The organism is Pseudomonas sp. HD6422 (assembly GCF_025377065.1).
GTDB lineage: Bacteria > Pseudomonadota > Gammaproteobacteria > Pseudomonadales > Pseudomonadaceae > Aquipseudomonas > Aquipseudomonas putida_U.
Map to the genome: position 1 here is coordinate 1 of NZ_JAHWIW010000056.1, position 26,699 is coordinate 26,699.

25 protein-coding genes are annotated in these 26,699 nt (G+C 62.9%); 13 read left to right on the forward strand and 12 right to left on the reverse strand.

All coding sequences use genetic code 11. The annotated features are described in order from the left end of the window. The 9 genes from KY379_RS25925 to KY379_RS25965 form a co-directional block, all read left to right on the forward strand. Window positions 1-122, forward strand: a 122-nt coding sequence (locus KY379_RS25925; protein ID WP_207955655.1) for a transposase, incomplete at its 5' end; no start/stop codon positions are given. Between the two features lie 70 nt (window positions 123-192). Then, window positions 193-1,215, forward strand: coding sequence for an AraC family transcriptional regulator (locus KY379_RS25930; RefSeq protein ID WP_133332125.1), 1,023 nt, complete (start codon window positions 193-195; stop codon window positions 1,213-1,215). A 107-nt stretch (window positions 1,216-1,322) separates the two neighbouring features. After that, window positions 1,323-5,807 (forward strand): NEL-type E3 ubiquitin ligase domain-containing protein, encoded by a 4,485-nt coding sequence (locus tag KY379_RS25935; protein ID WP_261242044.1) that lies wholly within the window; start codon window positions 1,323-1,325, stop codon window positions 5,805-5,807. Window positions 5,808-5,897: 90 nt separating this feature from the next. Further along, window positions 5,898-7,544, forward strand: coding sequence for an acyl-CoA synthetase (locus tag KY379_RS25940; protein WP_261242043.1), 1,647 nt, complete (start codon window positions 5,898-5,900; stop codon window positions 7,542-7,544). 12 nt (window positions 7,545-7,556) lie between these two features. Next, window positions 7,557-8,324 (forward strand): SDR family NAD(P)-dependent oxidoreductase, encoded by a 768-nt coding sequence (locus KY379_RS25945; protein ID WP_261242042.1) that lies wholly within the window; start codon window positions 7,557-7,559, stop codon window positions 8,322-8,324. Window positions 8,325-8,337: 13 nt separating this feature from the next. Further along, on the forward strand, window positions 8,338-9,531 hold the full coding sequence (locus KY379_RS25950) for an acetyl-CoA C-acyltransferase (RefSeq protein ID WP_133332129.1): 1,194 nt from the start codon (window positions 8,338-8,340) through the stop codon (window positions 9,529-9,531). An 8-nt stretch (window positions 9,532-9,539) separates the two neighbouring features. After that, window positions 9,540-10,667 carry an acyl-CoA dehydrogenase gene (locus KY379_RS25955; RefSeq protein ID WP_261242039.1) on the forward strand — a complete coding sequence of 376 codons (1,128 nt, stop codon included), beginning with the start codon at window positions 9,540-9,542 and terminating at the stop codon, window positions 10,665-10,667. Window positions 10,668-10,680: 13 nt separating this feature from the next. Next, window positions 10,681-11,454, forward strand: coding sequence for an enoyl-CoA hydratase (locus KY379_RS25960; RefSeq protein ID WP_133332131.1), 774 nt, complete (start codon window positions 10,681-10,683; stop codon window positions 11,452-11,454). Between the two features lie 302 nt (window positions 11,455-11,756). Next, entirely contained in the window at window positions 11,757-12,161 is a 405-nt protein-coding gene (locus tag KY379_RS25965; protein ID WP_012315289.1) for a TraR/DksA family transcriptional regulator, read from the forward strand. A gap of 160 nt (window positions 12,162-12,321) precedes the next feature. Here the strand turns inward: KY379_RS25965 and KY379_RS25970 are convergent, their stop codons facing one another. Further along, on the reverse strand, window positions 12,322-12,477 hold the full coding sequence (locus tag KY379_RS25970) for a hypothetical protein (protein WP_165976119.1): 156 nt from the start codon (window positions 12,475-12,477) through the stop codon (window positions 12,322-12,324). 240 nt (window positions 12,478-12,717) lie between these two features. Between KY379_RS25970 and KY379_RS25975 the strand changes: the two genes are divergently transcribed. Together KY379_RS25975 and KY379_RS25980 are read left to right on the forward strand one after the other, a co-directional pair. Further along, on the forward strand, window positions 12,718-13,188 hold the full coding sequence (locus tag KY379_RS25975) for a hypothetical protein (RefSeq protein ID WP_133332132.1): 471 nt from the start codon (window positions 12,718-12,720) through the stop codon (window positions 13,186-13,188). Next, window positions 13,185-13,391: a hypothetical protein gene (locus tag KY379_RS25980; RefSeq protein WP_133332133.1), complete on the forward strand. Its 207-nt coding sequence runs from the start codon at window positions 13,185-13,187 to the stop codon at window positions 13,389-13,391. Before KY379_RS25975 ends, KY379_RS25980 begins: the two co-directional genes overlap by 4 nt. Window positions 13,392-13,395: 4 nt before the next feature. Here the strand turns inward: KY379_RS25980 and KY379_RS25985 are convergent, their stop codons facing one another. The 7 genes from KY379_RS25985 to KY379_RS26015 form a co-directional block, all read right to left on the reverse strand. After that, window positions 13,396-13,761, reverse strand: coding sequence for a Na+/H+ antiporter subunit G (locus tag KY379_RS25985; RefSeq protein ID WP_133332134.1), 366 nt, complete (start codon window positions 13,759-13,761; stop codon window positions 13,396-13,398). Next, entirely contained in the window at window positions 13,758-14,036 is a 279-nt protein-coding gene (locus KY379_RS25990) for a K+/H+ antiporter subunit F (RefSeq protein ID WP_133332135.1), read from the reverse strand. Before KY379_RS25990 ends, KY379_RS25985 begins: the two co-directional genes overlap by 4 nt. Next, window positions 14,033-14,521, reverse strand: a complete 489-nt coding sequence (locus KY379_RS25995) for a Na+/H+ antiporter subunit E (protein ID WP_133332136.1) — start codon at window positions 14,519-14,521, stop codon at window positions 14,033-14,035. The genes KY379_RS25990 and KY379_RS25995 overlap by 4 nt, the downstream gene beginning before the upstream one ends. Next, window positions 14,518-16,197, reverse strand: coding sequence for a monovalent cation/H+ antiporter subunit D (locus KY379_RS26000; protein ID WP_133332137.1), 1,680 nt, complete (start codon window positions 16,195-16,197; stop codon window positions 14,518-14,520). The genes KY379_RS25995 and KY379_RS26000 overlap by 4 nt, the downstream gene beginning before the upstream one ends. Continuing rightward, entirely contained in the window at window positions 16,194-16,538 is a 345-nt protein-coding gene (locus tag KY379_RS26005; protein ID WP_133332138.1) for a Na+/H+ antiporter subunit C, read from the reverse strand. The genes KY379_RS26000 and KY379_RS26005 overlap by 4 nt, the downstream gene beginning before the upstream one ends. Continuing rightward, complete coding sequence (locus tag KY379_RS26010) at window positions 16,538-19,453, reverse strand: monovalent cation/H+ antiporter subunit A (protein WP_261242035.1); 2,916 nt, start codon at window positions 19,451-19,453, stop codon at window positions 16,538-16,540. Before KY379_RS26010 ends, KY379_RS26005 begins: the two co-directional genes overlap by 1 nt. Before the next feature lie 149 nt (window positions 19,454-19,602). Next, window positions 19,603-20,553 (reverse strand): DMT family transporter, encoded by a 951-nt coding sequence (locus KY379_RS26015; protein ID WP_133332140.1) that lies wholly within the window; start codon window positions 20,551-20,553, stop codon window positions 19,603-19,605. Window positions 20,554-20,637: 84 nt separating this feature from the next. On the opposite strand from KY379_RS26015, the gene KY379_RS26020 reads away from it, so the two are divergent. Then, on the forward strand, window positions 20,638-21,201 hold the full coding sequence (locus tag KY379_RS26020) for a helix-turn-helix domain-containing protein (RefSeq protein WP_133332141.1): 564 nt from the start codon (window positions 20,638-20,640) through the stop codon (window positions 21,199-21,201). A 65-nt stretch (window positions 21,202-21,266) separates the two neighbouring features. Here KY379_RS26020 and KY379_RS26025 read toward each other — a convergent pair whose 3' ends face one another. Continuing rightward, entirely contained in the window at window positions 21,267-22,037 is a 771-nt protein-coding gene (locus KY379_RS26025; RefSeq protein WP_261242046.1) for an alpha/beta hydrolase family protein, read from the reverse strand. Continuing rightward, window positions 22,012-23,133 (reverse strand): DUF3182 family protein, encoded by a 1,122-nt coding sequence (locus tag KY379_RS26030; RefSeq protein WP_261242033.1) that lies wholly within the window; start codon window positions 23,131-23,133, stop codon window positions 22,012-22,014. The genes KY379_RS26025 and KY379_RS26030 overlap by 26 nt, the downstream gene beginning before the upstream one ends. 190 nt (window positions 23,134-23,323) lie before the next feature. Here KY379_RS26030 and KY379_RS26035 point away from each other — a divergent pair, with 190 nt between their 5' ends. Beyond that, window positions 23,324-25,132 carry an aminopeptidase P family protein gene (locus KY379_RS26035; protein ID WP_196173149.1) on the forward strand — a complete coding sequence of 603 codons (1,809 nt, stop codon included), beginning with the start codon at window positions 23,324-23,326 and terminating at the stop codon, window positions 25,130-25,132. 51 nt (window positions 25,133-25,183) lie between these two features. Here KY379_RS26035 and KY379_RS26040 read toward each other — a convergent pair whose 3' ends face one another. Then, window positions 25,184-25,465 (reverse strand): hypothetical protein, encoded by a 282-nt coding sequence (locus tag KY379_RS26040; protein ID WP_133332144.1) that lies wholly within the window; start codon window positions 25,463-25,465, stop codon window positions 25,184-25,186. A 195-nt stretch (window positions 25,466-25,660) separates the two neighbouring features. Beyond that, entirely contained in the window at window positions 25,661-26,548 is an 888-nt protein-coding gene (gene rhtA, locus KY379_RS26045) for a threonine/homoserine exporter RhtA (protein ID WP_133332145.1), read from the reverse strand. Window positions 26,549-26,699 lie beyond the last annotated feature (151 nt).

The window sequence follows — 26,699 nt, forward strand, 5'->3', positions numbered from 1 at the left end:
TGATGCAACCAGCCTGGCGGGGGAATGCGTTGTGGTCGGCGTCGTATTTCGCCGGCAGCGTAGGCGGTGCGCCATTGGAAGGGGTTCGGCGCTACATCGAGCAGCAAGACAGGCCGGCGTAAGGGCTCGCTGTTCGCACGCCTCGCTATCCCTCCCCGCACTAAAGTACGGGGTATCTCGCGGAGAAAACCGATGAGCGAGAAAGACACCATTTCCATGCAACTGGTCCGTGAAGCGCTGTTGCAGACCTGTCCGGCCGGGGAGCCGGATACCGCGTTGCTGGCGCGTGCCGATATCGATATCGAACAGTTGGGGCAAGCCGATGCACGGGTCAGCGCCGATGCCTATGCCCGGCTCTGGCGCTTGCTGGCACGACGTTGCAACGATGAATTCTTTGCCATGGACCGGCGTGGCCTGCCCACCGGCAGCCTGGCGTTCCTGTGCCGGGCCAGCATGGCCCAGCCGAGCGTCGGCGCGGGGCTGGATACCGCCCTGGCGTTCCTGTCGCTGATGCTCGAGGATCTGCAACCGAGCCTGGTCCGCCAGCAGAGCCTCGCCGAGATCGTCATCAACGAGCCGCGCGACACACCGCGTCGTGCCTTCACCTATTTCACCTTCTGGATGATCGTGCATGGGGTTGCCTGTTGGTTGGCCGGGCGTCGTATTCCGATCCTGGCGATCGACCTGCGCTGCGCCGAGCCGCCTTTCTGTGACGACTACCGGGTGATGTTCTCGGAGAATCTGCAGTTCGATCGTCCACGCACGCGCATGATCCTCACCGGCGATTGCCTGGAGCTGCCGATCAGGCGTACGCCCCAGGACCTGCAGCGGTTTCTGGCCGAGGCCCCGGGCAATATCCTGGTGAAGTACCGCGACCCTGACAGCCTGGCGCGGCGGATCCGCCGTAATCTGCTGAGCATGGACGCCGCCTGTTGGCCAGATGCCGAGCAACTGGCCAGTGAGTTGTGCATGTCCGCCTCGACCCTGCGCCGCCGTCTCGGCGAGCAGGGGCAGACCTATCAGGGACTCAAGGACAGCGTGCGCAGAGAGCTCGCCATCGCCTGGCTGGCCGAGCCGGAGCTGGGACTGGTTCAGGTGGCCGAGCGCCTGGGGTTTGCCGACAGCAGCTCCTTCTACAAGGCCTTCCGCAAATGGTTCGGTTGCAATCCCGGCCATTACCGCACCTTGATGTTGCAGGGTCAGGAGCGAATCTAGGGGAGCCAGCTCCCTGGGCAGGGCCCGCTGCAGTCGCGGCGCTTCCCTCTGCTGTGGTGTCAATCGTGAGCGCAGAGTCGGGGTTTGCCATTCATTTGGGAACCCCCATGACGCAGGTTAAGACCACCACCCTCGACAGCGCCCCGGACCGTTTCGTGGCAGCCCGGCTGCCCAGCTGGCTGCAGCAGGCGTCAGTCGAGCAGATCAACACGTTACGTGACCGCTACGCGGCCCATCGGCGCAGTCATGAACGACTGACCCAGGCGCTGCAGCCGTTGCAGACTCCCCAGGCGTACGCCGAGGCGGCCTACTCGGCGCTGCTCGACGGCGCCGCGGCCGAGGCGGGGCTCGCCGGCTTGCAGTGGCTGGACGTGCGCCGGCGCTTTACCGTTCCGGCAGATGGCGGGCTGCCGACCGACGAGACGGTGTATGTCCGTTCGCCGGCTTTGCTGCGCTTGATGCAGAATTTTCCGGGCACCGACTCATCCTACCTGGGTAGCGGCCTGGTGCTGATCGACCAGAATGCGGTGCTGTCGGGGGATCCTAACGCATTTGCCAGGCGCTGCCGGGAACTGGATGTCGGCAAGCAGTACCAGGCGTTACTCGAGCAGCAGGCCACCGCGCAGGTGCGCACATTGTTGGCCGAGCACAAACGTACCGGTTTTGCCTTGGCGGTCGAACTGGCGGCGCTGCGTGGCGTACTGCAACCCAGCCAGCACGCGGCGCTGCTGGGAATGGTCGAGCCTGGTTCGGGGCATGGCCGGCCAGCATTGCATGTGTATCCAGGCCAACTGAAAATGCTCGATCGGATGGCCGCTGACGGCTTGCTCATGCAACTGCGCGGTACCGAGGGTGAAGACCTGGGCGTGGTGTTGTACCTGCCACAGGATGCCGAGCAGCCGCTGCAGCATTTTGCCAATCTCTCGACGCTCAACCAGGGCCTGGCTGCCGAATTGCGCAAAGCGACCGTGCACAGGCGCATCGGCGAAATGATCGGACTGCGCGAGCGCGCTGCCTTTACCGCCACGCTGAACAAGCGGCTGCTCGACAGCGACACTGACCTGCAGTTGCAAGGGGCGACTCTGCAAGGCGATGTGTTCAAGCACCTGGCGGACCAGCATATCCTGCGGCTCAAGGACGATGCGCGTCTGTTGCTGGTGCCCAATGCGGATGCCGATGCGAGCAACGCCCATGCGCGCCTGGCACGTTGGGAGGGCATCGGCATGGGGGCGCTGGGTATCGCTGGCCTGTTCGTACCCGTGTTGGGCGAGCTGCTGTTGGCCCAGTTGGTGGTCCATACCGTCAAGGAGAGTTACGAAGGTGTAGCTGACTGGGCCCAAGGCCATCGACATGAAGCCATGGAGCATCTGCTGGGTGTCGCTGAGGTGGTCGCGGCCACTGCCGTTACCGTGGTGGGCGCTGGGCTGGTGGCTCGCGGCTTTGCCCGCAGCGGCTTCATTGACAGTTTGCAGCCGGTCGAAAGCGACGAGCAAGAAGCCAGGTTGTGGAATCAGGATCTCACGCCGTTCGAGGTCAGGCCTGTGCAGCCGGTATTGCAGGAAGATGGTCTGTTCACGGATGGAGACCGTCGCCTGTTGCGCATTGACGGGCGCTTCTATGAGGTGCACCAACCTCGGCCAGACGGGCCTTGGCGGCTACGTCATCGCCTGCGCCGCGATGCGTTCGGGCCGGAACTACATGGCAATGGTGAACGTTACTGGCGCCTGCGTCTGGAACAGCCGATGGACTGGGACGACAGTTCGCGCATGCTCGACCGACTGTGGCCCAGCGACCCGCCGCTGGAGCCGTCGCGGGCGGAGCAAGTGTTGCAGGCAGCGGGTATGGGCCAGAATGAACTGCGCGGGCTGTTGGTGGAGAACCGGCCCGTACCTTTCAACCTGCGCGATGCCTTGAGCCGCTTCGAGGCCGATGCGCGCATCGCCAAGTTGCTTGTCCGTGTCAGCCAGCCCCTACCCCGGGTGGATGATCCGCAGATTCTGGCATGGTGCAAGACCCGGCCAGGGATGGAAAACCTCAGCGAGACGCAAATGGCCACGCGGCTTGCACAGGATCCAGCGTCCTGGCGCGCCGACCTGTTTGCCCACTTGAGTGCCGCTGATGAAGCTGACGATCCCCTGTTGGCAATCGTCCAGCGAGACTTTCCCGGTCTGCCCGCACGTTATGCCCGAGAGGCCGTGCAAGGCCTGCCGCGAAACATGGAGCGCGTAGCGGTACTTGCAGGCAGGGTGCCGCTGCAGGTCGCCGACAAGGCCCGTTCACTGTTGGCCCAGGCGCGGGTCAACCGCGCCGTCGAAGGCCTGTTCCTCGATGACAGCTACACGGCGGGCACGGGCGAGCTGGTGTTCGCTTTGCTACGGCGATTGCCTCACTGGCCCTTCGCGCTGAACCTGGAGCTGCGGGAAGGCTCGGACAGCGGCCGGTTGCTGGCGACCTTGAATCCACAAGGGCAGCCCGAGATGCGTACGGTGTTGGTCCAGCGAGACGGTCGGTTCCGCTTGTACGATCATCGTGGGCTACTGCGTGAGGAAGATGTCGACGAGCCTGCGGATATGTTCAGTGCCGTGACCGCGTTGCTCAGCCCTGCACAGCGCGAGGCACTTGGGCTCGATGTCGATCATGCGGGGGCGGGCCTACGTGCCCGGCTCATAGCACGGCTGCCGACTGATCGCCGTGAGCTGCTCAATCTCCTGGGGTGGCGGGAAGCGACGCCTTGGTTCAAACCAGGGATGCGCTTGAGCGATGGCCGTGTCGGTTACCCCCTGGGGGGGTTGATATCGCGCCGGCAAGGCGTGGTCGGTACCTTCCGTGACCGGATCCGGGCGCTCTATCCAAGCTTCAATGAGGCCCAGGTGGAGTCCTTCCTGCAAGGGCTGTTGCGTGAAGAGGGGTCGCCGTTCGACCATCTGCTGCAGCATGAGCGCAATTATGCGCGGCTCGATCGCGCCCTCGAGCAGTGGCAAGGGGCGGTGCGCAATCGCGGCGTCCGGGTACAGCGCTTGCACATGGCCAACATGTTACGTGCGGCGTGGCGCATGGAAGGGGAGCTGGTCCTGGCCAACGACGGTCGTTCCGGCACCCTGCGGCTGAACCTCAGTGGCTGGCGCATCACGCAGCTACCTGCATTGCCGGCAGAGGTGGACCTGAGCCATGTGGGCGAACTGATACTGGCTGGCCAGGACCTGGAACAGGTGCCGGCGAACTTCTTGCGCTGCTTCGGTCAGTTGCATACCTTGACCATCACCAACAATCGCTTGACCGCGATTCCGGCCGGTATCGCTCACCTGCCTGCGCTGCGCCACCTGACGTTGATGGCCAACCGTATTCGCATGACACCCAGCAATCGCGAGGTACTCAGATCGTTGTCGCGTCTGCATTCCCTGAACCTGAGCCATAACACATTGGGCCAACTGGACCTGCGCTTCGACATGCCTTCGCGATTGCGTGCCTTGCGCGTGGCGTTCTGCGGGTTGACGTCGGTACCCGCCGGCCTTGACCAGTGCCGGGATCTGGATTTCGCTGACCTGAGCGACAACTCGATCGCTGAAATTCCTCCTTCTCTCATGCAGCTCCCTTGGGTCACTCGGGTGCGCATCAACTTCAACCGCAATCCGTTGCCGGTGCAGGTCCGAGAACGCTTCTATGGCATCGACCAGCATGGCGTGGTCGCCAGGCAATCGGAGCCAATCCTGCCATTGATGGACAGGTGGTTGCAGGGCGAGCCAGCTTCCTACCAGTTGGCCAGGTCGCAGCTCTGGGCCCGCTTGCGCGGACAAGCCGGCAGTGGCGGACTGTTCAGCCTGCTGCAAGCATTGACCGACGCCAGCGACTTCACCCGGGAGCCTGACTATGTGCGTGACCAGGTGTGGAGTTTGCTGGAAGCGCTGGACGAGGACCAGGCGCTGCAACGGCGCATCTTTGCCAGCGCCGAGGAGCCGCAGGGATGCGTGGACAGCGTGGCGGAGCGTTTCAGCCGCCTGCAGATCGAGGTGTTGGTCTACGTTGCGCTAAAAAGCAGTATCGAGGCAGATGCGCAGCCGGCGCTGCTCGAACTGGGCAGGCGACTGTTCCGCCTGGAGCGGGTTGACCACTTCGCTTTCGAGGTGGTCAGGCAAAGGCACCGCGCCGGTGTGCAGGTGGACGACCTGGAGGTCGTGCTTGGCTATCGCATTCGTCTGGCCCAGGCGCTGCATCTGCCTTGCCAGCCCCGAACCATGAGGTTCGACATGTTGGCAGCGATCTCCCCACAAAGCGAGCAGCAAGCGTTGGCCACGGTGCGTGCGGAGGAGACGCCGGAAGCGCTGGCACAAAGCCTCGTCACGCGGGACTTCTGGATTAGCTATTTGCGCACCCAGCATCATCAAGTCTTCGCCGAGCTCGACGAGGGCTTCGCCGCGCGTGGGACACAGATCGATGAGCAAGCGGAAAACTTGAGCAGTCAGGCGTATCGACAGCAATGGGACGAGCTGAACGCCGAGCGCCAGGCGGCCCAGCATGATCTGGCGCTGGAACTGACCCGCGAAGCCTTGAGCCGAGACCAGGCCGAATTGGGCCAAACCGCTCATCGCGATTGACCGCTTTGGCCATTGTCCGCGCGCGGCCTTGGCGGGACCATCGTCAGACCTTTGGTGCGATTCCAACAATAAGAAACCAGGAGTCTGACGATGCGCGATTACCCCGAGGCTGTTCGTTCGTTCCAGTATGCCGATGCCGTGCAAGCGGCCTTGCATGGCAACCTGAGCGCGCTCAATGCGTGCGTCGAATGTTGCGACCGTCATGTCGGTGGCGACCGCACGGCGCTTGTCTGGGAGAGCGACGACGGTTGCGGGAAGCGCTACAGTTTCGAACAGTTGCAGCACATGGCAGGGCGTTTCGCTAATGTGCTGCGCGACCATGGGATCGGTCCTGGCGACCGGGTGGCCGGGCTCATGCCGCGGACCCCGGAGCTGTTGGTGACGATTCTGGCCACCTGGCGACTGGGAGCGGTGTACCAGCCGTTGTTCACCGCTTTCGGGCCCAAGGCCATCGAACACCGTCTGCACCAATCGCAGGCCAAGGTCGTGGTCACCGACCAGGGTAACCGTGGCAAGCTCGATGAAGTCGCCGAATGCCCGGCGCACATCACCGTCAACGCCCGACCCGCAGAGGCGGACTTCCAGCGACTGCTCGACGCCGCATCGGCCGAGTGCCAACCGGTCATGCTCACCGGTGACGATCCTTTCTTGCTGATGTTCACCTCGGGCACGACCGGTCCGGCCAAACCGTTGGAGGTTCCCCTGCGTGCCATCGTCGCCTTCCAGGGCTACATGCGCGATGCCATCGACCTGCGAGCCGACGATGTTTTCTGGAACCTGGCCGACCCGGGCTGGGCCTACGGCCTCTACTACGCCGTCACCGGTCCCCTGGCACTGGGTCACGCCACGACGTTCTACGATGGCCCGTTCAGCGTGGAAAGTTGTGCGCGGGTGATCGACAAGCTGGGCATCACCAATCTTGCCGGCTCGCCCACCGCCTACCGCCTGCTGATTGCCGCTGGCGAGGTCTTCGCGACACCGATCAAGGGGCGCTTGCGGGTGGTCAGCAGTGCAGGCGAGCCGCTCAACCCTGAAGTCATCCGCTGGTTCCGCGACGAACTGGGGGTCACCATCCATGACCATTACGGGCAGACCGAGCTGGGTATGGTGCTGTGCAACCACCATGGCCTGGAACATCCCGTGAATCTGGGCTCGGCCGGTTTCGCCATCCCTGGCCATCGCATCGTCGTCCTCGACGAACACAACCGCGAACTTCCGGCCGGGCAGCCGGGCATCCTGGCGGTCGATCGCGAACAATCGCCGCTGTGCTGGTTCGGCGGCTATCACGCTTCGCCGACCAAGGCATTCATCGGCAAGTACTACCTCAGCGGCGATACCGTCGAGCTCAACGAAGATGGCAGCATCAGTTTCGTCGGTCGCAGCGACGACGTGATCACAACCTCCGGCTACCGGGTCGGGCCGTTCGACGTCGAGAGTGCGTTGATCGAACATCCGGCAGTGATCGAGGCCGCGGTGATCGGCAAGCCGGACCCGGAACGCACCGAGTTGATCAAGGCCTTCGTGGTATTGGCCAGCGGTGTCGAGGGCAGTGCCGAGCTTGCGGAAACCCTTCGCCAGCACGTGCGCAAGCGCCTGTACGCCCATGCTTATCCGCGTGAAATCGAGTTCGTCAGCGAGCTGCCGAAAACCCCGAGCGGCAAGCTGCAACGTTTCATCCTGCGTAACCAGGAAATCGCCAAACAACAAGCGCAACAGGCCGTTCGCGCCAGCGCCTGAGGACCCTACATCATGCATATCGCCAACAAGCACTTCATCGTCAGCGGCGCAGCCTCCGGACTCGGCGCAGCCACCGCGCAGATGCTGGTCGAGGCTGGCGCCAAGGTCATGCTGGTCGACCTCAATGCCCAGGCGGTCGAGGCCAAGGCCCGCGAGCTAGGCGACAACGCCCGCTTCGCGGTGGCCGACATCAGCGACGAGCAGGCGGCACAGGCTGCTGTGGATGCCGCGCTCAGCGCCTTTGGCAGCCTGCAGGGGCTGATCAATTGCGCTGGCATCGTCGGCGCCGAAAAGGTCCTGGGAAAGCAAGGCCCCCATGGGCTGGCCAGCTTCGCCAAGGTCATTAACGTCAACCTGGTCGGTAGCTTCAATCTGTTGCGCCTGGCTGCAGCGGCCATGGCCGAGGGCTGCGCTGATGAAGGCGGCGAGCGCGGGGTGATCATCAACACCGCCTCCATCGCCGCCTACGATGGGCAGATCGGCCAAGCCGCCTACGCTGCCTCCAAGGGCGCCATCGCCAGCCTGACCCTACCTGCAGCCCGCGAGCTGGCACGTTTCGGTATTCGCGTGATGACCATCGCCCCCGGGATCTTCGAGACGCCGATGATGGCCGGCATGACCCAGGAAGTGCGCGAGTCGCTGGCCGCTGGCGTCCCGTTCCCGCCGCGTCTGGGACGCCCGCAGGAATACGCCGCCCTGGCCCGCCACATCATCGAGAACAGCATGCTCAACGGCGAGGTGATCCGCCTCGACGGCGCGCTGCGCATGGCTGCCAAGTAAAGGAGTTGAAGATATGTCCATTGCCAACGACCCGGTCGTCATCGTCAGTGCTGCACGTACACCCATGGGCGGCCTGCAGGGCGACCTCAAGAGCCTTACCGCGCCACAGCTGGGCAGCGCGGCCATACGTGCCGCGGTCGAGCGCGCCGGCATCGACGCGGCTAGCGTGGAGCAGGTGCTGTTCGGCTGCGTCCTGCCGGCCGGGCAGGGGCAGGCGCCAGCGCGTCAGGCCGCCCTTGGCGCGGGCCTGGACAAGCACACGACCTGCACCACCTTGAACAAGATGTGTGGATCTGGCATGCAGGCTGCGATCATGGCCCATGACCTGCTGCTGGCCGGCAGCGCCGAGGTGGTGGTGGCAGGTGGCATGGAGAGCATGAGCAATGCCCCGTACCTGCTGGACAAGGCCCGTGGTGGCTATCGCATGGGCCATGGTCGGGTCATCGACCATATGTTCATGGACGGCCTGGAGGACGCCTACGACAAGGGTCGACTGATGGGCACCTTCGCCGAGGATTGCGCTCAGGCCAACGCGTTCAGCCGCGAAGTCCAGGACCGGTTCGCCATCGACTCGCTGACCCGTGCTCAGGCGGCCATCAGTAGTGGTCGTTTCGCCGCCGAGATCGTCCCGGTGGAGGTCATCGAGGGCAAGCAGACCCGACTCATCAAGGATGACGAGCAACCGCCCAAGGCCCGCCTGGACAAGATCCCGCAGCTGAAACCGGCGTTCCGTGAAGGCGGCACGGTGACGGCGGCCAACTCGAGTTCGATTTCCGATGGCGCTGCCGCATTGCTGCTGATGCGTCGCTCAGAGGCTGAAAAACGCGGTCTCAAGCCGCTGGCGGTGATCCACGGGCATTCTGCGTTCGCCGACACTCCGGCGCTGTTTCCTACCGCACCGATCGGTGCAATCGACAAACTGATGCAGCGCACCGGTTGGCGCCTGGGTGAGGTCGATCTGTTCGAGATCAACGAAGCCTTCGCTGTGGTGACCCTGGCTGCCATGAAGCATCTCGACCTGCCCCACGAGAAGGTCAACATTCATGGCGGCGCCTGCGCCTTGGGCCACCCCATCGGCGCCTCGGGCGCACGGATCCTGGTGACCTTGCTATCGGCCCTGCGCCAGAACAACCTGCGCCGAGGCGTGGCGGCCATCTGCATCGGCGGCGGCGAAGCCACGGCCATGGCCATCGAATGCCTGTACTGAGGTGAACCATGCTGGTAACTGACGAACAACAACAAATCGCCGACGCGGTGCGCGACTTTGCCCAGGAGCGGCTCAAGCCTTTTGCCGAGCAGTGGGACAAGGAGCACCGCTTCCCCACGCAAGCCATCCAGGAAATGGCCGAGCTAGGCTTGTTCGGCATGCTGGTACCGGAACAATGGGGCGGCAGCGATACCGGTTATGTGGCCTATGCCATGGCCCTGGAGGAAATCGCCGCCGGCGATGGCGCCTGCTCGACCATCATGAGCGTGCACAACTCGGTAGGTTGCGTGCCGATCCTGCGCTTCGGCAACGAGCAGCAGAAGACGCAGTTCCTCACCCCACTGGCCAGTGGCGCGATGCTCGGGGCGTTCGCCCTGACCGAACCTCAGGCCGGCTCCGATGCCAGCAGCTTGAAGACCCGTGCCCGCCGTGACGGTGACGAATATGTGCTCAATGGCAGCAAGCAGTTCATCACCTCCGGGCTCAACGCCGGAGTGGTGATCGTCTTCGCCGTGACCGATCCGCAGGCCGGCAAGCGCGGTATCAGCGCGTTCATCGTGCCCACTGATTCACCCGGCTACCAGGTGGCGCGAATCGAGGACAAGCTCGGCCAGCACGCTTCGGATACCTGCCAGATCGTCTTCGACGATGTGCGTGTGCCGGTGGCCAACCGCCTGGGCGAGGAGGGCGAAGGCTACAAGATCGCCCTGGCCAATCTCGAAGGCGGTCGTATCGGTATTGCCTCCCAGGCGGTGGGCATGGCGCGAGCGGCCTTCGAGGTGGCACGTGACTATGCCCACGAGCGGCGAAGTTTCGGCAAACCGCTGATCGAGCATCAGGCAGTGGCCTTCCGGCTGGCCGACATGGCGACGCGCATCGCCGTTGCGCGGCAGATGGTGTTGCATGCTGCGGCGCTGCGGGATGCCGGGCGACCAGCCTTGGTAGAAGCTTCGATGGCAAAGCTTTTTGCCTCGGAAATGGCCGAAAAGGTCTGTTCGGACGCCTTGCAGACCTTGGGTGGATATGGCTATCTGAGCGACTTCCCGCTGGAGCGGATCTATCGCGACGTACGTGTCTGCCAGATCTATGAAGGCACCAGCGACATACAGCGCATGGTCATTGCGCGCAATCTTTGAAGGAGCAGACCGCATGGCATTCGAAACCATCCTGTTGGATATCCACGGCAAAGTCGGCCTGATCACCCTCAACCGCCCCCAGGCGCTGAACGCCCTGAATGCGCAGATCGTCGGTGAAATCAACCAGGCCCTGGACCAGCTCGAGCGTGACCCGAACATCGGCTGCGTGGTGCTGACTGGTTCTGCCAAGGCCTTTGCCGCCGGCGCCGACATCAAGGAAATGGCCGACCTGCAGTATCCGCAGATCTACGTCGATGACCTGTTCAGCGATGCCGATCGTATCGCCAACCGGCGTAAGCCGATCATCGCCGCCGTGTCCGGCTTTGCCTTGGGTGGAGGCTGCGAACTGGCGATGATGTGCGACTTCATCCTGGCCGCCGACAATGCCAAGTTCGGCCAGCCGGAAATCAACCTGGGCGTACTGCCTGGCATGGGCGGAACCCAGCGGCTGACCCGCGCGGTGGGCAAGGCCAAGGCCATGGAGCTGTGCCTCAGTGGCCGCCTGATGGGCGCCGAGGAAGCCGAGCGGGCGGGGCTGGTGGCGCGGGTGGTGCCACAAGCGCAATTGCTGGAAGAAGCACTGAAGGTGGCCGCCACCATCGCCAGCAAGTCGATCCCGGTCAGCATGATGGTCAAGGAGAGTGTCAACCGCGCTTTCGAGGTCAACCTCAGCGAAGGCGTACGCTTCGAGCGTCGAGTCTTCCACGCAGCGTTCTCCACCGAAGACCAGAAGGAAGGCATGGCAGCGTTCATCGCTAAACGTGAGCCGCAATTCAAGGACTGTTAGACGACAACCTGCCGTGCTCGGCAACCCCACAGCTTTCGAGGTGTGGGGTTTTTCTTTTTTTATAGGTACCCTGGCGGTGCGCTATGACCGACTCTGCAGTCATCGGCTGGCACCGACCAGCGGAATCCAGGCCATTTCAGGTGAATTACCCCCTGATTGCTGTTGCTCCATGCGACGTGGCGCCTTAGACTGCCGCCCCCTGCAAAAGAGTGCCGGTTGGCGCTTGAAGAATTCCGTGCTCGATGCCGAGGCATCGAGCGCACCCGAATCGCCCAAATGCACATTTTTTCATAGAGATATCGATGACCAAGGAACAGTTGCTGGCCATGTCGGCCGATGACTACATGAACGCTGACCAGCTGGCATTCTTCACCGGCCTGCTGCAAGCGATGAAAGTCGAAACCCATGAACGCATCGAGCTGAGCCGCGCCACCATCGAAAGCCTGGATACCCCATCGGATCCGGCTGACGTGGCTTCGGTCGAAGAGGAGCGTCACTGGTTGGTCAATGCCATCGAGCGCGACCAGCGTTTGCTGCCGCAGCTGGAGATGGCCCTGGGCCGTATCGCCGACGAGAGCTTTGGCTGGTGCGACGACAGCGGTGAGCCAATCGGCCTGCAGCGACTGCTGATCAGTCCGACCACCAAGTACTGCATCGAAGCCCAGGAGCGCCACGAGCAGCTCGACCGCCACCAACGGCAGATCTGACCGAGCGCGGTGTGCAAAGCCCCACGGAGCAATCCCTGGGGCTTTTTGCATTGTTTGGCTGCACAGAGAAGCGTGCATGGGCAAAGGTGCGAGTTGCCTATGTAAGGTGGCACTTTTCCTGGCGCCGGCGCAGGCGTATCATTGACCTATCGTTAGGCTGCTAAGTAATGCGCCCTGCCATGATGCGATGCAGCGACAGCGGGTAAGAAATATCGTTTTCCTCTCGACGGATTTCAGTGTTTTCGTGCATATTTCCTTGTGCGATGTCCCGATGGCGCCAGAGCCAGACTTCTGCCCCGGCTCTGTAGTTATCCATTGCATCTTTTCCGGCGTGACTGTTGTCTGACGTTACGCTTCCCGATTGGGAACTATGTCGTAAGCCCCGCACGACGCTTTTCCGGCAGTGTGCCTTGACGTTTCCTGCAAGCTGCATCGCCAAGCGGCACAGATAGTGCGTGCATAGCTTCATTACTATTTTTGTTTATCGACTTGAAATGACCGTGCCTCGTCCAGCGCGAGAGGGGGGCGGGATGTTACCGGTTTGAGGATCACTTCATTGGCAGTCAGTACTCTTGATACCCACGCCTTGTTTGCCTTGGGCGATTTGCGCGGCAAGTTGGCCAAGCTGTTCCAAGGGCGTTTCATTTATATTACCGAACAGAATCCTGAAGGCCTGTACATGGCCGAGATCGATACCGACAGCGCGTTGGTGGTCGACGACAAACAGCGACTAGAGCTGAAAGTGGGTGACCACTTTCGTGCCGCCGTATTGCCCAGCCGTGAAGGCGGCAAGTTGGAAATGCGCTTTCGCGAGATCAAGTTGAACGTCTACGGCGTGGGCGACTATGCCTTCGTCTCGGTGCCGGAGGGCGAGGGTATCGTATTCCGCGAGGGCCAGGGCGTCATGCTGGTATTTGCTGCCCAACAGCAGGTGCAGGAAGGCCTGGGCAAGTTGCTGAAGGCGGTGACCGGTAAGGTCGCCAAGTGGCGCAAGGGCGAGCTGACCACCTTCAAGGCCAGCGAATGAACCAGGACCCGGCCGAAGGGCGCGCTGCCTTTCACCGTGAGCATGGGCCTGCGGCACTCGCCGAGGCCCAGCGCCTGCTGGCCATGCGCGAACAGTTGCAGGGTACTTGGCTGAACTGGGTGGCTGGGCAGCTTTACCAGCTCAGCCCGCCGCCTTATGCCGCCATGGTCCGTCGCGAGTTGCAACGCCTGACTCGACACTAATGTTTCAATGGCCGCGGTCGTGTCCGCTGCTGACTTCCTCCGGCACTGGCTCGCGGGCCATGCGCTTGCGAAACAGTGCAGCTCGGGCCAGCAGGAGAGTGGTGACTGGCATGGTGATGGCCAGCAGCACGGGTATCAGCCACGCATGCAATACCGGCGCCTGCTTCAACCAGGAGAAGTACAGGATCGACGCCAAGGCAACGCACCAGGCACCGATGGTCGAGGCCAGGGCTGGCGGATGCATGCGCTGGAAGTAGTCCTTCAACCGCAGCAGGCCAACCGCACCGATCAGGGCAAACAGGCTGCCCACCAGCAACAGGATGGCGGTCAGTACTTCCAGCCAGAACGGCAGTTCGGGGGTCGTGTTCATTCGATTACCTCGCCGCGTAACAGGAACTTGGCCAGGGCGAACGAGCCGACGAAGCCGAACAGGGCTATCAACAGCGCACCCTCGAAATAGGTGTCACTGGCGTAGCGGATCCCCAGCACCAGCATCATCAACATGCCCAGGATATACAGGTAGTCCAGCGCCAGCACCCGGTCCTGTGCGGACGGGCCGAGAAACAGCCGGATCAGCGCCAGGGCCATCGACAGGGCGAGGATGAACAGGCTGGCGAGGAGCGCGTTGGCGAGCAGCCCAGTCATTCGAATATCTCCATTAGCGGGCGTTCATAAGTGGCCTTGAAGTGCTCGATGAAGCTCTGCTCGTCATCCAGGTCGAACACGTGCAACAGCAGCACGCTACGGTCCAGGGCCAGTTCCGACCAGACTGTGCCGGGCACCACCGTGGTAATCGTCGACAGTGCAGCCAAACCGTGGGCATCGCGCAGTTCCAGTGGGATGTGCACGAAGCGCGAGTGGGGAGGGCGACGCCCCGCCCGCAGGACGATACGGGCCACCTGCAGGTTGGAGACGATGACATCGATGCCGACCCGGCCGATCAGCCTAGCGATCGCCATTGGCTTGCGCACATAGGCATGCTGCGGGCGCAAGGGGGCCATCAGCAGCGGTGCCAACACCGCCAGCGCAGCAGCCAGCACCAGATTGCCGGGGCTGACCGATAGATTCAGCAACAACCATAGAACGAATAGCGCGGCCGATAGCAGTGGGGCGGGAAACAGTCGTGTCATGGCTGCACCTGCAAGTCGAGGATGGTCGGACCCGGTCGTGGCCTGGCAGCCATCACCGCCTGAATGTAGGCGTCCGTGGCCTGCAGGCTGGCGGCGGTGTCCTGGGTATAGCGCAGCACGGGCTCGGCGCGGAAGCTCAGCAGGGTGCACAGACCCAGCAGTGCGACCACGGCCAGGCATTCATAGCGACGCAGTAACGGCGAGGGCCGCTCTTCAGGCTTCCAGAAGCGCTGGATGCCAACCCGGCCGAAAGCGATCAGCGAGGCAAGACCGGACAGGATGAGCAAGGCCACCAGTGCCCATCCGGACGCTGACAGCGGTTGCTCGACGGGCCTGCCAAGCCCCAGTGGGTTGAACAAAGCGCTGATCAGGTTGAGCTTGCCGATGAAGCCCGAGAACGGCGGCATGCCGATGATCAGTAGTGCACAGGCAATGAAACTGAGGCCCAGGAACGCCATGGTCCACGGGATGACCTGGCCGATCACCGCTTTTTGTTCATCGTCCAGATTGATGCCTTTGGGCGGGTGCAGCGACTCGAGCGGAGAGGGCATCACCCCCTCTTCGTCCTCCAGAGGCACTTCGTTGGCCGATCGCGAGCGTTCGATCAGTTCGGCGAGCAGGAACAGGGCACAGAGGGCCAAGGTCGAACTGACCAGGTAGAACAGCGCTGCACCGGTCAACGCGGGCTGGGCGAAGCCGACCGCAGCCAGCAGCGTGCCCGCCGAGACCAGGATGCTCAGGCCCGCCATGCGCTCCAGGCGTTGCGCTGCGAGAATGGAAATGGCAGCGATTGCCAGGGTCATCAGACCGCCATACACCAGCCAATGGCCACCGAAGTGTGCCGAAGCGCCGGCCTGGTCGGAGAACAGCAGAGTCCACAGACGCAGCAACGCATACAGGCCGACCTTGGTCATGATGGCGAACAGTGCCGCCACCGGCGCGCTGGCCGAAGCGTAGGCCGGCACCAGCCAGAAGTTCAGCGGCCAGATACCGGCCTTGACCAGGAAGGCCACCGCCAGGATCGCCGCGCCGGCATGCAGCAAGCCTCGGTCTGCTTCCGGTACCAACGGGATCTTCAGCGCCAGATCGGCCATGTTCAGCGTGCCGGTGACACCGTAGAGCATCGCCGCGCCTACCAGGAACAGCGACGATGCGAACAGGTTGATGGCGATGTAATGCAGTCCGGCGCGTACTCGGGCCCGGCCCGAACCGTGCAGGAGCAGACCATAGGAGGCCGCCAGCAGCACCTCGAAGAATACGAAGAGATTGAACAGGTCGGCAGTCAGGAAGGCGCCGTACAAGCCCATCAGCTGGATCTGGAACAGTGCATGGAAGCTGGCACCGGCACTGTCCCAGCGAGCACGGGCGAACAATAGGGCGCTGACGCCGATGATTCCGGTCAGGGTCAGCATCAGTGCCGACAGGTGATCCAGCACCAGCACGATACCGAAGGGTGCTGGCCAGTTGCCGGGCAGGTAAACCCCAATCGACTCGGCCTGGCCCTGGGTACGGATCCATAACAGCAGGCTGACGGCGATCCCAAGTCCGACGAAGCTCGACAGCAGGTTCAGGCGCGCCTTGAGCTGACGGTGTTTTTCGCCGATCAGCAGCATGATCGCCGCGGTGAGCAGCGGCAGCAGGATTGGCGCGATGATCAGTTGGCTCATGCCACTCATTCGTCGCGCTCCCGGCCATCCACGTGGTCGGTGCCGGTCAGGCCGCGCGATGCCAGGAGCACGACCAGGAACAGCGCGGTCATGGCGAAGCTGATGACGATGGCGGTCAGCACCAAGGCCTGGGGCAGAGGATCGGTGTAGTGCAGCAGGTCCTGGGTCACGCCTTCCTTGATGATCGGCTCCTTGCCGATGAACAGGCTACCCATGCTGAAGATGAACAGGTTGACCCCGTACGACAGCAGGCATAGGCCCATGATCACCTGATAGGTTCGGGGGCGCAGCACCAGCCACACACCCGAGGCGGCCAGTACGCCGATGGCGACTGCAATGACTTCTTCCATCAGGCGGCTCCTGCTTGGCTGGGTTTGGCCGGGTTGCCCGGACGATGTGCCCGCACCGACTGGTGGGCGAGGGCGGTCAGAATCAGCAGCGTCGATCCGACCACTACGGTGTACACGCCGACGTCGAAGAACAATGCGCTGGCGATGTGCATGTCGCCGATCACCGGCAGGTGCAGGTGCGCGGTATGGGTGGTGAGGAAGGGATAGCCCAGCACCATGGCACCCACGCCGGTCAGGGTGGCGCACAGAAGACCGGTCCCCATCCAGCGCAGTGGCCGCAGGCTCATCTGTGCCTCGACCCACTGGGTACCGGCGACCATGTACTGGAGGATGAACGCCACCGACATCACCAGGCCGGCGACGAAGCCGCCACCGGGTTGGTTGTGGCCGCGCATGAACAGGTACATCGACACCAGCAGGGCAATCGGCAATAACAGGCGCACCAGCACCGCCGGAACCATCATGAAGCCCAGCGCGGTGTCGGCGGCGTGGCGTGGGTTGATCAGGTCGGTGACCACATCGGGTGCCAGCAAGCGCTGCTGGGCAGGCAGCTGCATGCTCTCCTTCGGTGGGCGGAAGCGGCGCAGCAGGGCGAATACGGTCAGGGCCACGGCCACCAGAACGGTGATCTCGCCCAGGGTATCGAAGCCGCGGAAGTCCACCAGCATCACGTTGACCACGTTGGTGCCACCGCCCTGGGGCAGCGCCCGGCTGAGATAAAACGAGGAGATATCGTTGGGCGTCGGTCGTGTCAGCATCGCATACGAGAGCAACGCCATGCCGCCACCGACCAATACTGCCAGCAACAGGTCGCGGAGGCGGCGAACGCGCGCCCGGTCCTGACTGCCCGGCAACGGCGACACCCCTTCGATGCGTCGTGGCAGCCAACGCAGGCCAAGGAGGATGAGCACGGTGGTCACCACTTCCACCGCCAATTGGGTCAAGGCCAGGTCCGGGGCCGAGAACCAGACGAAGGTGATGCAGGTCATCAGACCACAGACGCCGACCATGATCAGCGCGGCCAGACGGTGGTACTTGGCCTGATAGGCCGCGCCGATGGCGCAGGCGATGGCGATCAGCCACAGCGCGACGAACACACCGGAGCCCGGAATCTTCGGTCGGTCACCCCAGGATAGGCCGCTGTAGAGCATGGGCGTGAGGCCGGCGAGAAAAGCGACGAGCACCACCATGAACAGTTGCGCTTGCAGGCGACGGCTGGTCAGCAGCCGCTCGACGCGCCGAGCCAGCAGCATCAGGTGTACCTGGCCGTGCTCGAACAGGCGCTTGCCATTGAAGCGCTCAATCAGCGGCGGATACGGGAAGCGGCCCCTGCGCAGTTGCTTGCGCAGCAGCAGGTAGAGCAGCACGCCGCCGCTCATGGCCACCAGGCTCATGATCAACGGGGCGTTCCAGCCATGCCAGATGGCCAGGCTGTATTCGGGTAGGGTCCCGCCAACCACTGGCAGCGCTGCGGCAGCCAGCAGCGGGCCGACCGATTGGGCGGGGAAGATACCGACTACCAGGCACACCAGCACCAGCAGCTCGACGGGCGCGCGCATCCAGCGCGGTGGCTCGTGGGGGGTGTGGGGCAGATCCTCGGCAGTGGGGCCGAAGAATACGTCGACAGTGAACCGCAGCGCGTAGGCCACGCTGAAGGTGCCGGCCAAGGTGGCGATCACCGGCAAGGTCGCCTCGACCCAGGCGGTGGAACTGATGAACACGGTTTCGGCGAAGAACATTTCCTTGGACAGGAAACCGTTCATCAATGGCACGCCGGCCATCGAGGCGCTGGCGACCATGGCCAGGGTGGCGGTGTACGGAACCAGTCGGATCAGGCCGCTGAGGCGGCGGATGTCGCGGGTGCCGCTTTCGTGGTCGATGATGCCGGCGGCCATGAACAACGAGGCCTTGAAGGTGGCATGGTTGAGAATGTGAAACACGGCGGCGACCGCCGCCAGCGGACTGTTGAGACCGAGCAGAAGGGTGATCAGGCCCAGATGGCTGATGGTCGAGTACGCCAGCAGGCCCTTGAGGTCATTCTGGAACATCGCAGCGAAGGCGCCCAGCAGCAGGGTTATGGCGCCGGCTCCGCCGACGATCCAGAACCATTCCTCGCTGCCCGACAGCACCGGCCACAAACGGGCCAGCAGGAATACCCCGGCCTTGACCATGGTCGCCGAGTGCAGGTACGCCGATACCGGTGTCGGCGCCGCCATGGCATGGGGCAACCAGAACTGGAAGGGGAACTGCGCGCTCTTGCTCAGCGCGCCGATCAGGATCAACGGCAACAGTACGGGGTACAGCGCGTGCTGGCGGATGAGCTCGCCGGCCGCCAGGACCTTGTCCAGGTCGTAGCTGCCGACCACATGCCCGAGCAGCAGGGCCCCGACCAGCAGGCACAGACCGCCGGCGCCGGTGACCATCAGCGCCATGTAGGCACCGCGTCGGGCGTCGGCGCGGTGGTGCCAGTAACCGATCAACAGGAACGAGAACAGGCTGGTCAGTTCCCAGAAGAACACCAGCTGGATGAGGTTGCCGGAGATCACCACGCCGAGCATGGCGCCCATGAACGCCAGGAAGAAAGCGAAGAAACGCGGTACCGGATCCTGTGGCGACATGTAGTAGCGCGCGTACAGGGATACCAGCGTGCCAATGCCCAATACCAGCAGCGAGAACAGCCAGGCGAAGCCGTCCATGCGCAGTACCAGGTTCAGACCCAGGCTCGGCAGCCAGAGGAATTCCTCGCGAATCACCCCGCCATGGGCAACCTGGGGGTACAGCAGTGCTACCTGGACTGTGCCGACCAGGGCCACGACCCCGGCCAGTATGGACTCGGCGTTCCGGGCATTGTGCGGCAGCATGGCTGCCAGGCAACTGCCTATGAACGGCAGAAGCAGTAGCACTATCAATGACATAGCGGTCTATTCTAGAAGGATTGCCAAGGATCATACGTGCCGCGTTGTCGATCACCAACACGCAAGCTGTCGCAGAATCCTACAAAAGTGCTGTGACAAGCTGTTTTTTTATAACAGTTTTTTACAGAGCATAGCCGCTGTCGAAAGGTTCACAGGTCGGTGGAGCGTTCACCTTCGAAGTGTCGTTCCTGGGTTGGGTTTTCACCGACGCTGCGTCGCCACCTCAGTTCGCTGACCACTACCGCCACCACGATCAGCAGGCCGCCGAGCAGCGCCACGCCCGGCAGGCGTTCCCCGGCGATCCGCCCGACGATACCGGCCCAGACCGGCTCGCCAGCATAGATCAGCGTAGCGCGTGTAGGCGAAACCGATTTCTGCGCCCAGTTCATTGCCACTTGGATGACCGCGCTCATCGCGCCCAGTCCCAGCGCGCTGAGCAACAGCAGCCAGGAAAACTCGGGCAGGCGCTCTTGGGTCGGCACGATCATCAGGAATGACAGCAGCGAGGCCGTGGCCAGTTGCACCACGGTCACCCGGCGAACATCGACCTGGCCGGCATAGCGGCTGATCAGGATTATTTCTCCGGCAATGGCAACCGCGCTGACCAAGGTCACCACCTCCCCTTCGCTGAAGTGCAAAGCGCCGCCTTCAGGCCCTGCCAGCAGCATCAAGCCGACGAACGCCAGGCAGATCCCGATGCTTGGCATCAGCCCTGGGCGGCGGCCGAGCACCAGCCATTGCAGCAGCGGCACGAACGGTACGTAGAGCGCGGTGATAAATGCCGACTGGCTGCTGCTGATGGTTTGCAAACCCATGGTCTGCAAGCCATAGCCCAGCATGATGGCGGTGCCGATCAGCACACCGGCCTTCAGTTCGGTGGCGGTCAGGCCGGTCAGGCAGCGCGCCGAGACCAGGCCGACGAACAACGCTGCCGCGGCGAAACGCAGCCCGACGAAGAACATCGGCCCGCTCACGGTCATGACGTTATGCACCAGCAGGAAGGTACCCCCCCACAGCATGGTGATGAACACCAGTACCATTTCGGCCTTGCTCAAGCGCAGGGTGAGGGTAGATTGGGGGTGGCGGGTGGAGGCGGTCATGGTCTTGCACACTCGAAAGGCGCGGCGCACAATCGCCGCAAAAGTGGGCAGTATACTGCGCAAATGGCAAAAGTGAGCAATATAGTGCACAAAGATTCAGCGCATCGTGCGTCGGTGCTGCAACATGTCAGCTTCAATGTCCGCAGCCTGCGCAATGCCGCAGGCATGAGCCAGAGCGCCTTGGCCGAGCGCTCTGGCGTCAGTCGGCGGATGTTGGTAGCGATCGAGGCAGGTGAGAAGAATGTCAGCTTGACCACGCTCGACCTGATTGCCGAGGCCCTGGGAGTAGCCTTCAGCACGTTGATCCAGGCGCCTGACCTGCGTGATCCCAGTCGCATCGATGAGCTGGCCTGGGCCGGCGAGCAGCCGCAGAGCAAGGCGGTACTGCTGGCCAGTAGCACCGCCCGGCGCGAAGTGGAGATCTGGGAGTGGACCCTGGCCCCCGGCGAGCTCTACACCAGCGAAGCGGATGCCGAGGGCTGGAGCGAGCAGATTTACGTGACCGAGGGCGAGCTCACACTGATCATCGAAGGGGTCGAGTTGTCCCTTCAGGCCCGACAATTCCATGTGTTTCCCAGTAACTGTCGGTATGCCTACCGCAACGATGGCGTCATTCCCGTGCGTTTCGTGCGTAATGTGGTGATCTGAACCGTATCAGAGCCGCTCAACGTTCCGGCTACCGGCGCGCCTTGCGCTGTCTGGCTGATTCCAGTTCATGCATACCACGGCGCATAGTGCGGATAACGGTCCAAGCGTGCGCCGACCACCATCTCATTGACCCAGGCGGCGAGAATCGAACTGTAGGCTTTCTGGCTTTCCTCGCTGGACAATGCATGGTCGGCGCCGTCGAGGATGCGGTGGGTCAGCGAGTGAGCATTGATGAACGCCGAGCGGTAGCTCATCAAGGTGGTGTGCGGCACGTAGTCGTCCTGCTCCGACTCGACCAGCAACACATCGCCTTCGAATTCGGCGCACGCGCCCAACGCGCGGTTGTCGGCAGGACCCAGGGTCCGCTGGCGATAGGCATTGAGGCGTTGGCGATCGAGTGTCTGTTTGGGCGTGTCCCACTCTTCGTCCCAGTACATCGCGGGGACGCGCAAAGCCAGCCATTTCACCGGCCGCTGGCGGGTCAGCAAGGTTGCCAGGTAGCCGCCGTAGCTGCTGCCGATCAGGGCGATCGCGCCATTGTCGACAGCGGGGTGGCTGGCCAGGCAATCGTAGGCCGCGAGCAGGTCCTGGAGATTCTGTTCGCGGGTCACTGTCAGTCGCTGGCTTTCGGTTTTTTCATGGCCGCGCAGGTCGAATGTCATGCACACGCAGCCAAGGCCAGTGATCTGCCGGGCGCGCGCCAGGTCGCGTTGCTGGCTGCCGCCCCAGCCATGGACGAACAGGATGCCGGGCATCTTGCTACCAGGGCTGACCAGCGTGCCGGCAATCGTGTCGTTGTCGACCTGCAGCTCAACGGTGTCGCTCTGAATGGTCATGGCCATGGATCTGCGCGTATTTGCTGAATTGTCCGAGTTCACTGTCTTGTCCTTGGTAGAAAAGAGTTGAATCGCGGGGGAGGTGGAAGGTGCCGAATACCTCGTGCGAAGAGGCGCGTACCTGTTGCAGGGCGGGATCATCGGCGAACGCCTGGAGCGCCAGCACTTCTGCGCTACTGGCGCCGCCGGGGCGCCAGGATTGTTCCAGGACGCCGCTGCGCAGGTGACCTCGGGCGTTGACGCCACGGGCGATGTCATAGTTGCGGCGAGAGGCGATGAACCCCGGTAGGCAGTGCTGGGCGGCCTGCTCGTAGGTGAGCGCCTGGGTGACTGCCAGGCGCAGGTGCTCATCCAGGGGAAGTTGCAGTAGCGCTTCATAGCCGCCGCGCACGACCAGCAACTCGGAGCCGGCGTAGACCTCGGTGCCCTGGTGATCATGGGTCAGATGCTGGATGCCGTGATAGCTGCAAGTGATCCCGGCGACACGGACCTGACCGACACTCAGCGTCTCGACGTCGAGGAGGTTCTCCTCCAGTGCCAAGCCCCAGATCATGAGCTGTCGTTCGTCCATGTCTCCAAGCAGGGGCTCGAGTTCGTGCAATTGCTCGATCACATGCTGCCCACGGCCCGCAGTGGCACGGACCGGCTTCACGCGCACGGCGCCCTCGGCGAGCAGTAACCGGGCTGCCTCGCGGGCGTCCTGCTTGCTGAAGACCGTATAGCCCTTGAGCAATGCACTGCTCGCCTGTCGAGCGAAGTCATCGCTCCAGCCCGGTGGGAAATAGCCTGTGGCCAGACGGGGGTGGGAAATGGACTTGGTGGCCATGAAAGGTTGGCTGACCAGACCGCCGAACAGGTCCCGTTCGCTGCGTATGCCAAGTGCGGCGTAGCGTTGCGGCTCGGTCAGGGTTTGCGGGGCGAGATAGTAGTAGTGGTCACTGGCCCTTGGGGCTTGAGTGGGCTCCAGGTAGGGACAACCAAGCAAGTGTGCCAGATGCTCTGCCAGCTTCCTTTGAGTGGCACGCTCGTGATCTGCGGTGGGCTCGCCGGAGTCGAGCACGACCACCGCGCGTTTGGCTTCGTCGGATCGCGGCATGACAGGGGCCTCCAGGTGTCTGTAAAGATTCTGAGGTACGTCTTCCGGCGGAAGTTCACCTTGGCTGGGTGGCGGGCTGCCGTGCCAGGAAGATTTCGCGGTGGGCAGTGCTTGGCGAGATTGCAGGGCCGGGAAGGCTGTTCCATTATCGTGGTCCTGAATCAATCCAGCAGTGGCCGCAGGAGTGCGCATGAACGTTCAGACCACCATCAAGCAGAGCGTGCCGGAGCGCCTGGCGCGTGTGCGCGAGGTCATGGCCAGGGAGGGGATCGACGCCCTGCTGGTGCCGTCGGCTGACCCGCATCTTTCCGAATATCTGCCCGGCTATTGGCAGGGCCGCCGCTGGTTGTCCGGCTTCGATGGGTCGGTGGGGACGCTGGTAGTGACAGCGGATTTCGCGGGCGTATGGGTGGACAGCCGCTACTGGGCGCAAGCCGAGAAGGAACTGGCCGGCAGCGGCATCGAATTGATGAAGCTGTTGCCCGGAAAGCCAGGTGCCTTGGAGTGGCTGGGCGACAATGTCGAGCGCAAGGGCTCGGTGGCGGTGGACGGTACGGTCATGGCGCTCGCCTCGGCGCGCCAGTTGCAAGAGCGTTTGCAGGCGCGGGAGGTGCGCCTGCTGACCGACCGCGATCTGCTGGATGAGGTCTGGGAGGGCCGTCCAGCGTTGCCGGCAAATCCTGTGTACGAGCATCTGCCTCCCCATGCCCCGTGCAGCCGAGTCGAAAAGCTGACGCGATTGCGCGAAAGCCTGCAGGAAAAAGGCGCGGATTGGCACTTCATCGCGACACTGGATGACATTGCCTGGTTGTTCAACCTGCGTGGTAGTGACGTGTCCTACAACCCGGTGTTCATCGCCTTCGCGCTGATCAGCCAGACGCAGGCTGTCTTGTTCGTCGGCTCAGGGAAACTCGACGAACACTTGCGCCAGCTGCTGGCGGCCGATGGTATCGAGGTGCGTGACTACGGGCAGGTAGATGCGGCGCTCGCCGCACTTGCACCTTCCAGTCGGCTGCTGGTCGATCCTGCGCGTGTCACCTGTGGTGTGTTGCAAAGCCTGGATGCCCAGGTGGCACTGATCGAAGGGCTCAACCCAACGACGCTGAGCAAGTCGTGCAAAGGTGAGGAGGAATTGGTCCACATCCGCCAGGTCATGGAGCAGGATGGCGCGGCCTTGTGCGAGTTCTTCGCCTGGTTCGAGGCACAGTTGGGCAAGCAGGTGATCACCGAGCTCACCATCGATGAACAGTTGAGTGCCGCACGTGCTCGTCGTCCAGGTTTTGTCTCGCTGAGCTTCTCGACCATTGCAGCCTTCAACGGTAATGGTGCCATGCCCCATTACCGTGCGACGGAGGCGTCCCACGCGGTCATCGAAGGGGATGGCCTGCTGTTGATCGACTCGGGTGGCCAGTACTTGGGGGGAACCACTGATATCACCCGGATGGTTCCGGTGGGTCAGCCGAGCCTTGAGCAGAAACGGGACTGCACGCGTGTGCTCAAGGGCATGATCGCCCTGTCGCGTGCGACGTTCCCGCGCGGCATCCTGTCGCCACTGCTGGATGCCATTGCGCGGGCGCCGATCTGGGCGGATCTGGTCGACTACGGTCATGGGACCGGGCACGGAGTCGGTTATTTCCTGAATGTCCATGAGGGGCCGCAGGTGATTGCCTATCAAGCGGCGACCACGCCGCAGACGGCGATGCAGGTCGGCATGATCAGCTCGATCGAACCGGGGACCTACCGTCCAGGTGAGTGGGGAGTTCGCATCGAGAACCTGGTCGTCAATCGAGAGGCAGGCAGCAGCGTATTTGGCGACTTCCTGAACTTCGAAACCCTGACCCTGTGCCCGATCGACACCCGTTGCCTACAGCCGGAACTGTTGGCGAAAGAGGAGCGGGACTGGTTGAACGAGTACCATCGCAGGGTGCGTGAGCGACTCGCCCCGCTGCTGTCTGGTGATGCGCTGGCCTGGTTGGAGGCTCGCACCCAGGCGCTGTAGGGCTTTGCTTCGGGCTGGATGAAACACAGGCAGCTCAGAGGCTGCCTTTGTTCACTTGCAGATGACGATCATGCTGCGACTGGTGTATCCGGCAGGGTTGATGCCGAACAGATAGTCCCCGGGTTCCTCGTCAGCATCGCCAGAGCGCGCTACGACCTTATAACCACGGGAGGTGCATGAGGAAGCTGCCTTGCTGTAGCACTTGTCCCAGGATGAAGAGAGGCCCGAGCAGTTGATGTGCAGGCCCTTCTTCCCTTTCTTGACCTCGGTCTTGGCCGTTGCGGCACATCCAGCAATGGCCAAAACGGCCAGGATGAGCAGAATACGTTTCATTCCTGTCCTTATTTTGCAGGGCTGACGAGTTGTCAGACCCTGTCGTTATCGCTTTGGTTCTTCCTTAAACATTCCCCAGCGTCCGTGTTCGTTCCAGATAGTAATAGCGTGAAGATCATGATCCTGTGACAGCTTAATCAGGGAGCCGGGTGACGACAACGTTTAATCCCGTCTCAAATGAAAGTATTTCTCATGTCAGTCTGCCGCCACGGGAGGGTTGGATGCCTTACGCATGGCCAGTGTGGCGCCGACCGACGCAGTGATGATGGCGCCAATCGCCAGCCATTGGGTCATGCTCAGTACCTCGCCGAGGAACACCAGGCCGGAAAGCGCACCTATGGCAGGTTCGATGCTCATCAAGGTACCGAAGGTACGTGCCGGCATGCGGGTGAGCGCGACCATCTCGAGGCTATAGGGTAGGGCGGTGGACAGTACGGCCACGCCCAGGGCGAGAGGGATCACGGCGGGGGTCAGCAAGGCAGCTCCGGCATGCACGATCCCGATGGGGGCAACGAACAGCGCTGCGACGACGACGCCTAGGGCCGCTCCCTGGATTCCATGTTCGGCACCGGCACGTTGGCCGAACAGAATGTACAGGGCCCAGCATACGCCGGCGCCAAGGGCGTAGATCGCACCTTGCAGATCGAGCGACTGACCGGCGTGGCCAACCGGGATGAGCAGCAGCAGGCCGGTGACGGCGAGGGCTATCCACAGGAAGTCGAGGGGTCTGCGCGAGCCGAACAGAGCGACGGCCAGTGGGCCGGTGAACTCGAGTGCCACGGCGATACCCAAGGGTACGGTCTGCAGTGCCATATAGAAGAGGAAATTCATTCCACCCAGGGCCATGCCATAGATCACGATGTCGCGCAGTGCCTTGGCGGTCAGGCGTGCACGCCAGGGACGGAGGATCAGCAGCATGAGGACCGAAGCAAAGATCAGGCGCAGTGTGGTGGTGCCCTGAGCGCCGATGATGGGGAACATGCTCTTGGCCAACGAAGCCCCGGACTGGATCGAGGCCATGGCAATGAGTAGCAGGCCGATCGGGAACAAGGTTGCGGCCAGGCTGCGGGGCGGGGTGTTCATCTTAAGGAGGGATCCTGGGAGGGCTGCGGGTTGTGCACTATAGTGCGCAAAACGGTGAGTGGCTAGATTTCCTCAAAATAGGTGTTGACGCCGTTTCGAATCCCCTTATAATGCGCACCACTTCCAACGCAGTCGGAACGAAAAACTCCTT

What these genes read in the sequence shown, in the direction of transcription:
- KY379_RS25950 (WP_133332129.1), top strand. Translation starts at nt 8,338, where the DNA reads ATGTCCATTGCCAACGACCCGGTCGTCATCGTCAGTGCTGCACGTACA.
- KY379_RS25945 (WP_261242042.1), top strand. Translation starts at nt 7,557, where the DNA reads ATGCATATCGCCAACAAGCACTTCATCGTCAGCGGCGCAGCCTCCGGA.
- rhtA (WP_133332145.1), bottom strand. Translation starts at nt 26,548, where the DNA reads ATGAACACCCCGCCCCGCAGCCTGGCCGCAACCTTGTTCCCGATCGGC.
- KY379_RS25935 (WP_261242044.1), top strand. Translation starts at nt 1,323, where the DNA reads ATGACGCAGGTTAAGACCACCACCCTCGACAGCGCCCCGGACCGTTTC.
- KY379_RS26010 (WP_261242035.1), bottom strand. Translation starts at nt 19,453, where the DNA reads ATGTCATTGATAGTGCTACTGCTTCTGCCGTTCATAGGCAGTTGCCTG.
- KY379_RS25940 (WP_261242043.1), top strand. Translation starts at nt 5,898, where the DNA reads ATGCGCGATTACCCCGAGGCTGTTCGTTCGTTCCAGTATGCCGATGCC.
- KY379_RS25985 (WP_133332134.1), bottom strand. Translation starts at nt 13,761, where the DNA reads ATGAACACGACCCCCGAACTGCCGTTCTGGCTGGAAGTACTGACCGCC.
- KY379_RS25955 (WP_261242039.1), top strand. Translation starts at nt 9,540, where the DNA reads ATGCTGGTAACTGACGAACAACAACAAATCGCCGACGCGGTGCGCGAC.
- KY379_RS25965 (WP_012315289.1), top strand. Translation starts at nt 11,757, where the DNA reads ATGACCAAGGAACAGTTGCTGGCCATGTCGGCCGATGACTACATGAAC.
- KY379_RS25995 (WP_133332136.1), bottom strand. Translation starts at nt 14,521, where the DNA reads ATGACACGACTGTTTCCCGCCCCACTGCTATCGGCCGCGCTATTCGTT.
- KY379_RS25980 (WP_133332133.1), top strand. Translation starts at nt 13,185, where the DNA reads ATGAACCAGGACCCGGCCGAAGGGCGCGCTGCCTTTCACCGTGAGCAT.
- KY379_RS25990 (WP_133332135.1), bottom strand. Translation starts at nt 14,036, where the DNA reads ATGACTGGGCTGCTCGCCAACGCGCTCCTCGCCAGCCTGTTCATCCTC.
- KY379_RS26035 (WP_196173149.1), top strand. Translation starts at nt 23,324, where the DNA reads ATGAACGTTCAGACCACCATCAAGCAGAGCGTGCCGGAGCGCCTGGCG.
- KY379_RS26005 (WP_133332138.1), bottom strand. Translation starts at nt 16,538, where the DNA reads ATGGAAGAAGTCATTGCAGTCGCCATCGGCGTACTGGCCGCCTCGGGT.
- KY379_RS26025 (WP_261242046.1), bottom strand. Translation starts at nt 22,037, where the DNA reads ATGACCATTCAGAGCGACACCGTTGAGCTGCAGGTCGACAACGACACG.
- KY379_RS25960 (WP_133332131.1), top strand. Translation starts at nt 10,681, where the DNA reads ATGGCATTCGAAACCATCCTGTTGGATATCCACGGCAAAGTCGGCCTG.
- KY379_RS26040 (WP_133332144.1), bottom strand. Translation starts at nt 25,465, where the DNA reads ATGAAACGTATTCTGCTCATCCTGGCCGTTTTGGCCATTGCTGGATGT.
- KY379_RS26015 (WP_133332140.1), bottom strand. Translation starts at nt 20,553, where the DNA reads ATGACCGCCTCCACCCGCCACCCCCAATCTACCCTCACCCTGCGCTTG.
- KY379_RS25930 (WP_133332125.1), top strand. Translation starts at nt 193, where the DNA reads ATGAGCGAGAAAGACACCATTTCCATGCAACTGGTCCGTGAAGCGCTG.
- KY379_RS25970 (WP_165976119.1), bottom strand. Translation starts at nt 12,477, where the DNA reads ATGGATAACTACAGAGCCGGGGCAGAAGTCTGGCTCTGGCGCCATCGG.
- KY379_RS26030 (WP_261242033.1), bottom strand. Translation starts at nt 23,133, where the DNA reads ATGCCGCGATCCGACGAAGCCAAACGCGCGGTGGTCGTGCTCGACTCC.
- KY379_RS26000 (WP_133332137.1), bottom strand. Translation starts at nt 16,197, where the DNA reads ATGAGTGGCATGAGCCAACTGATCATCGCGCCAATCCTGCTGCCGCTG.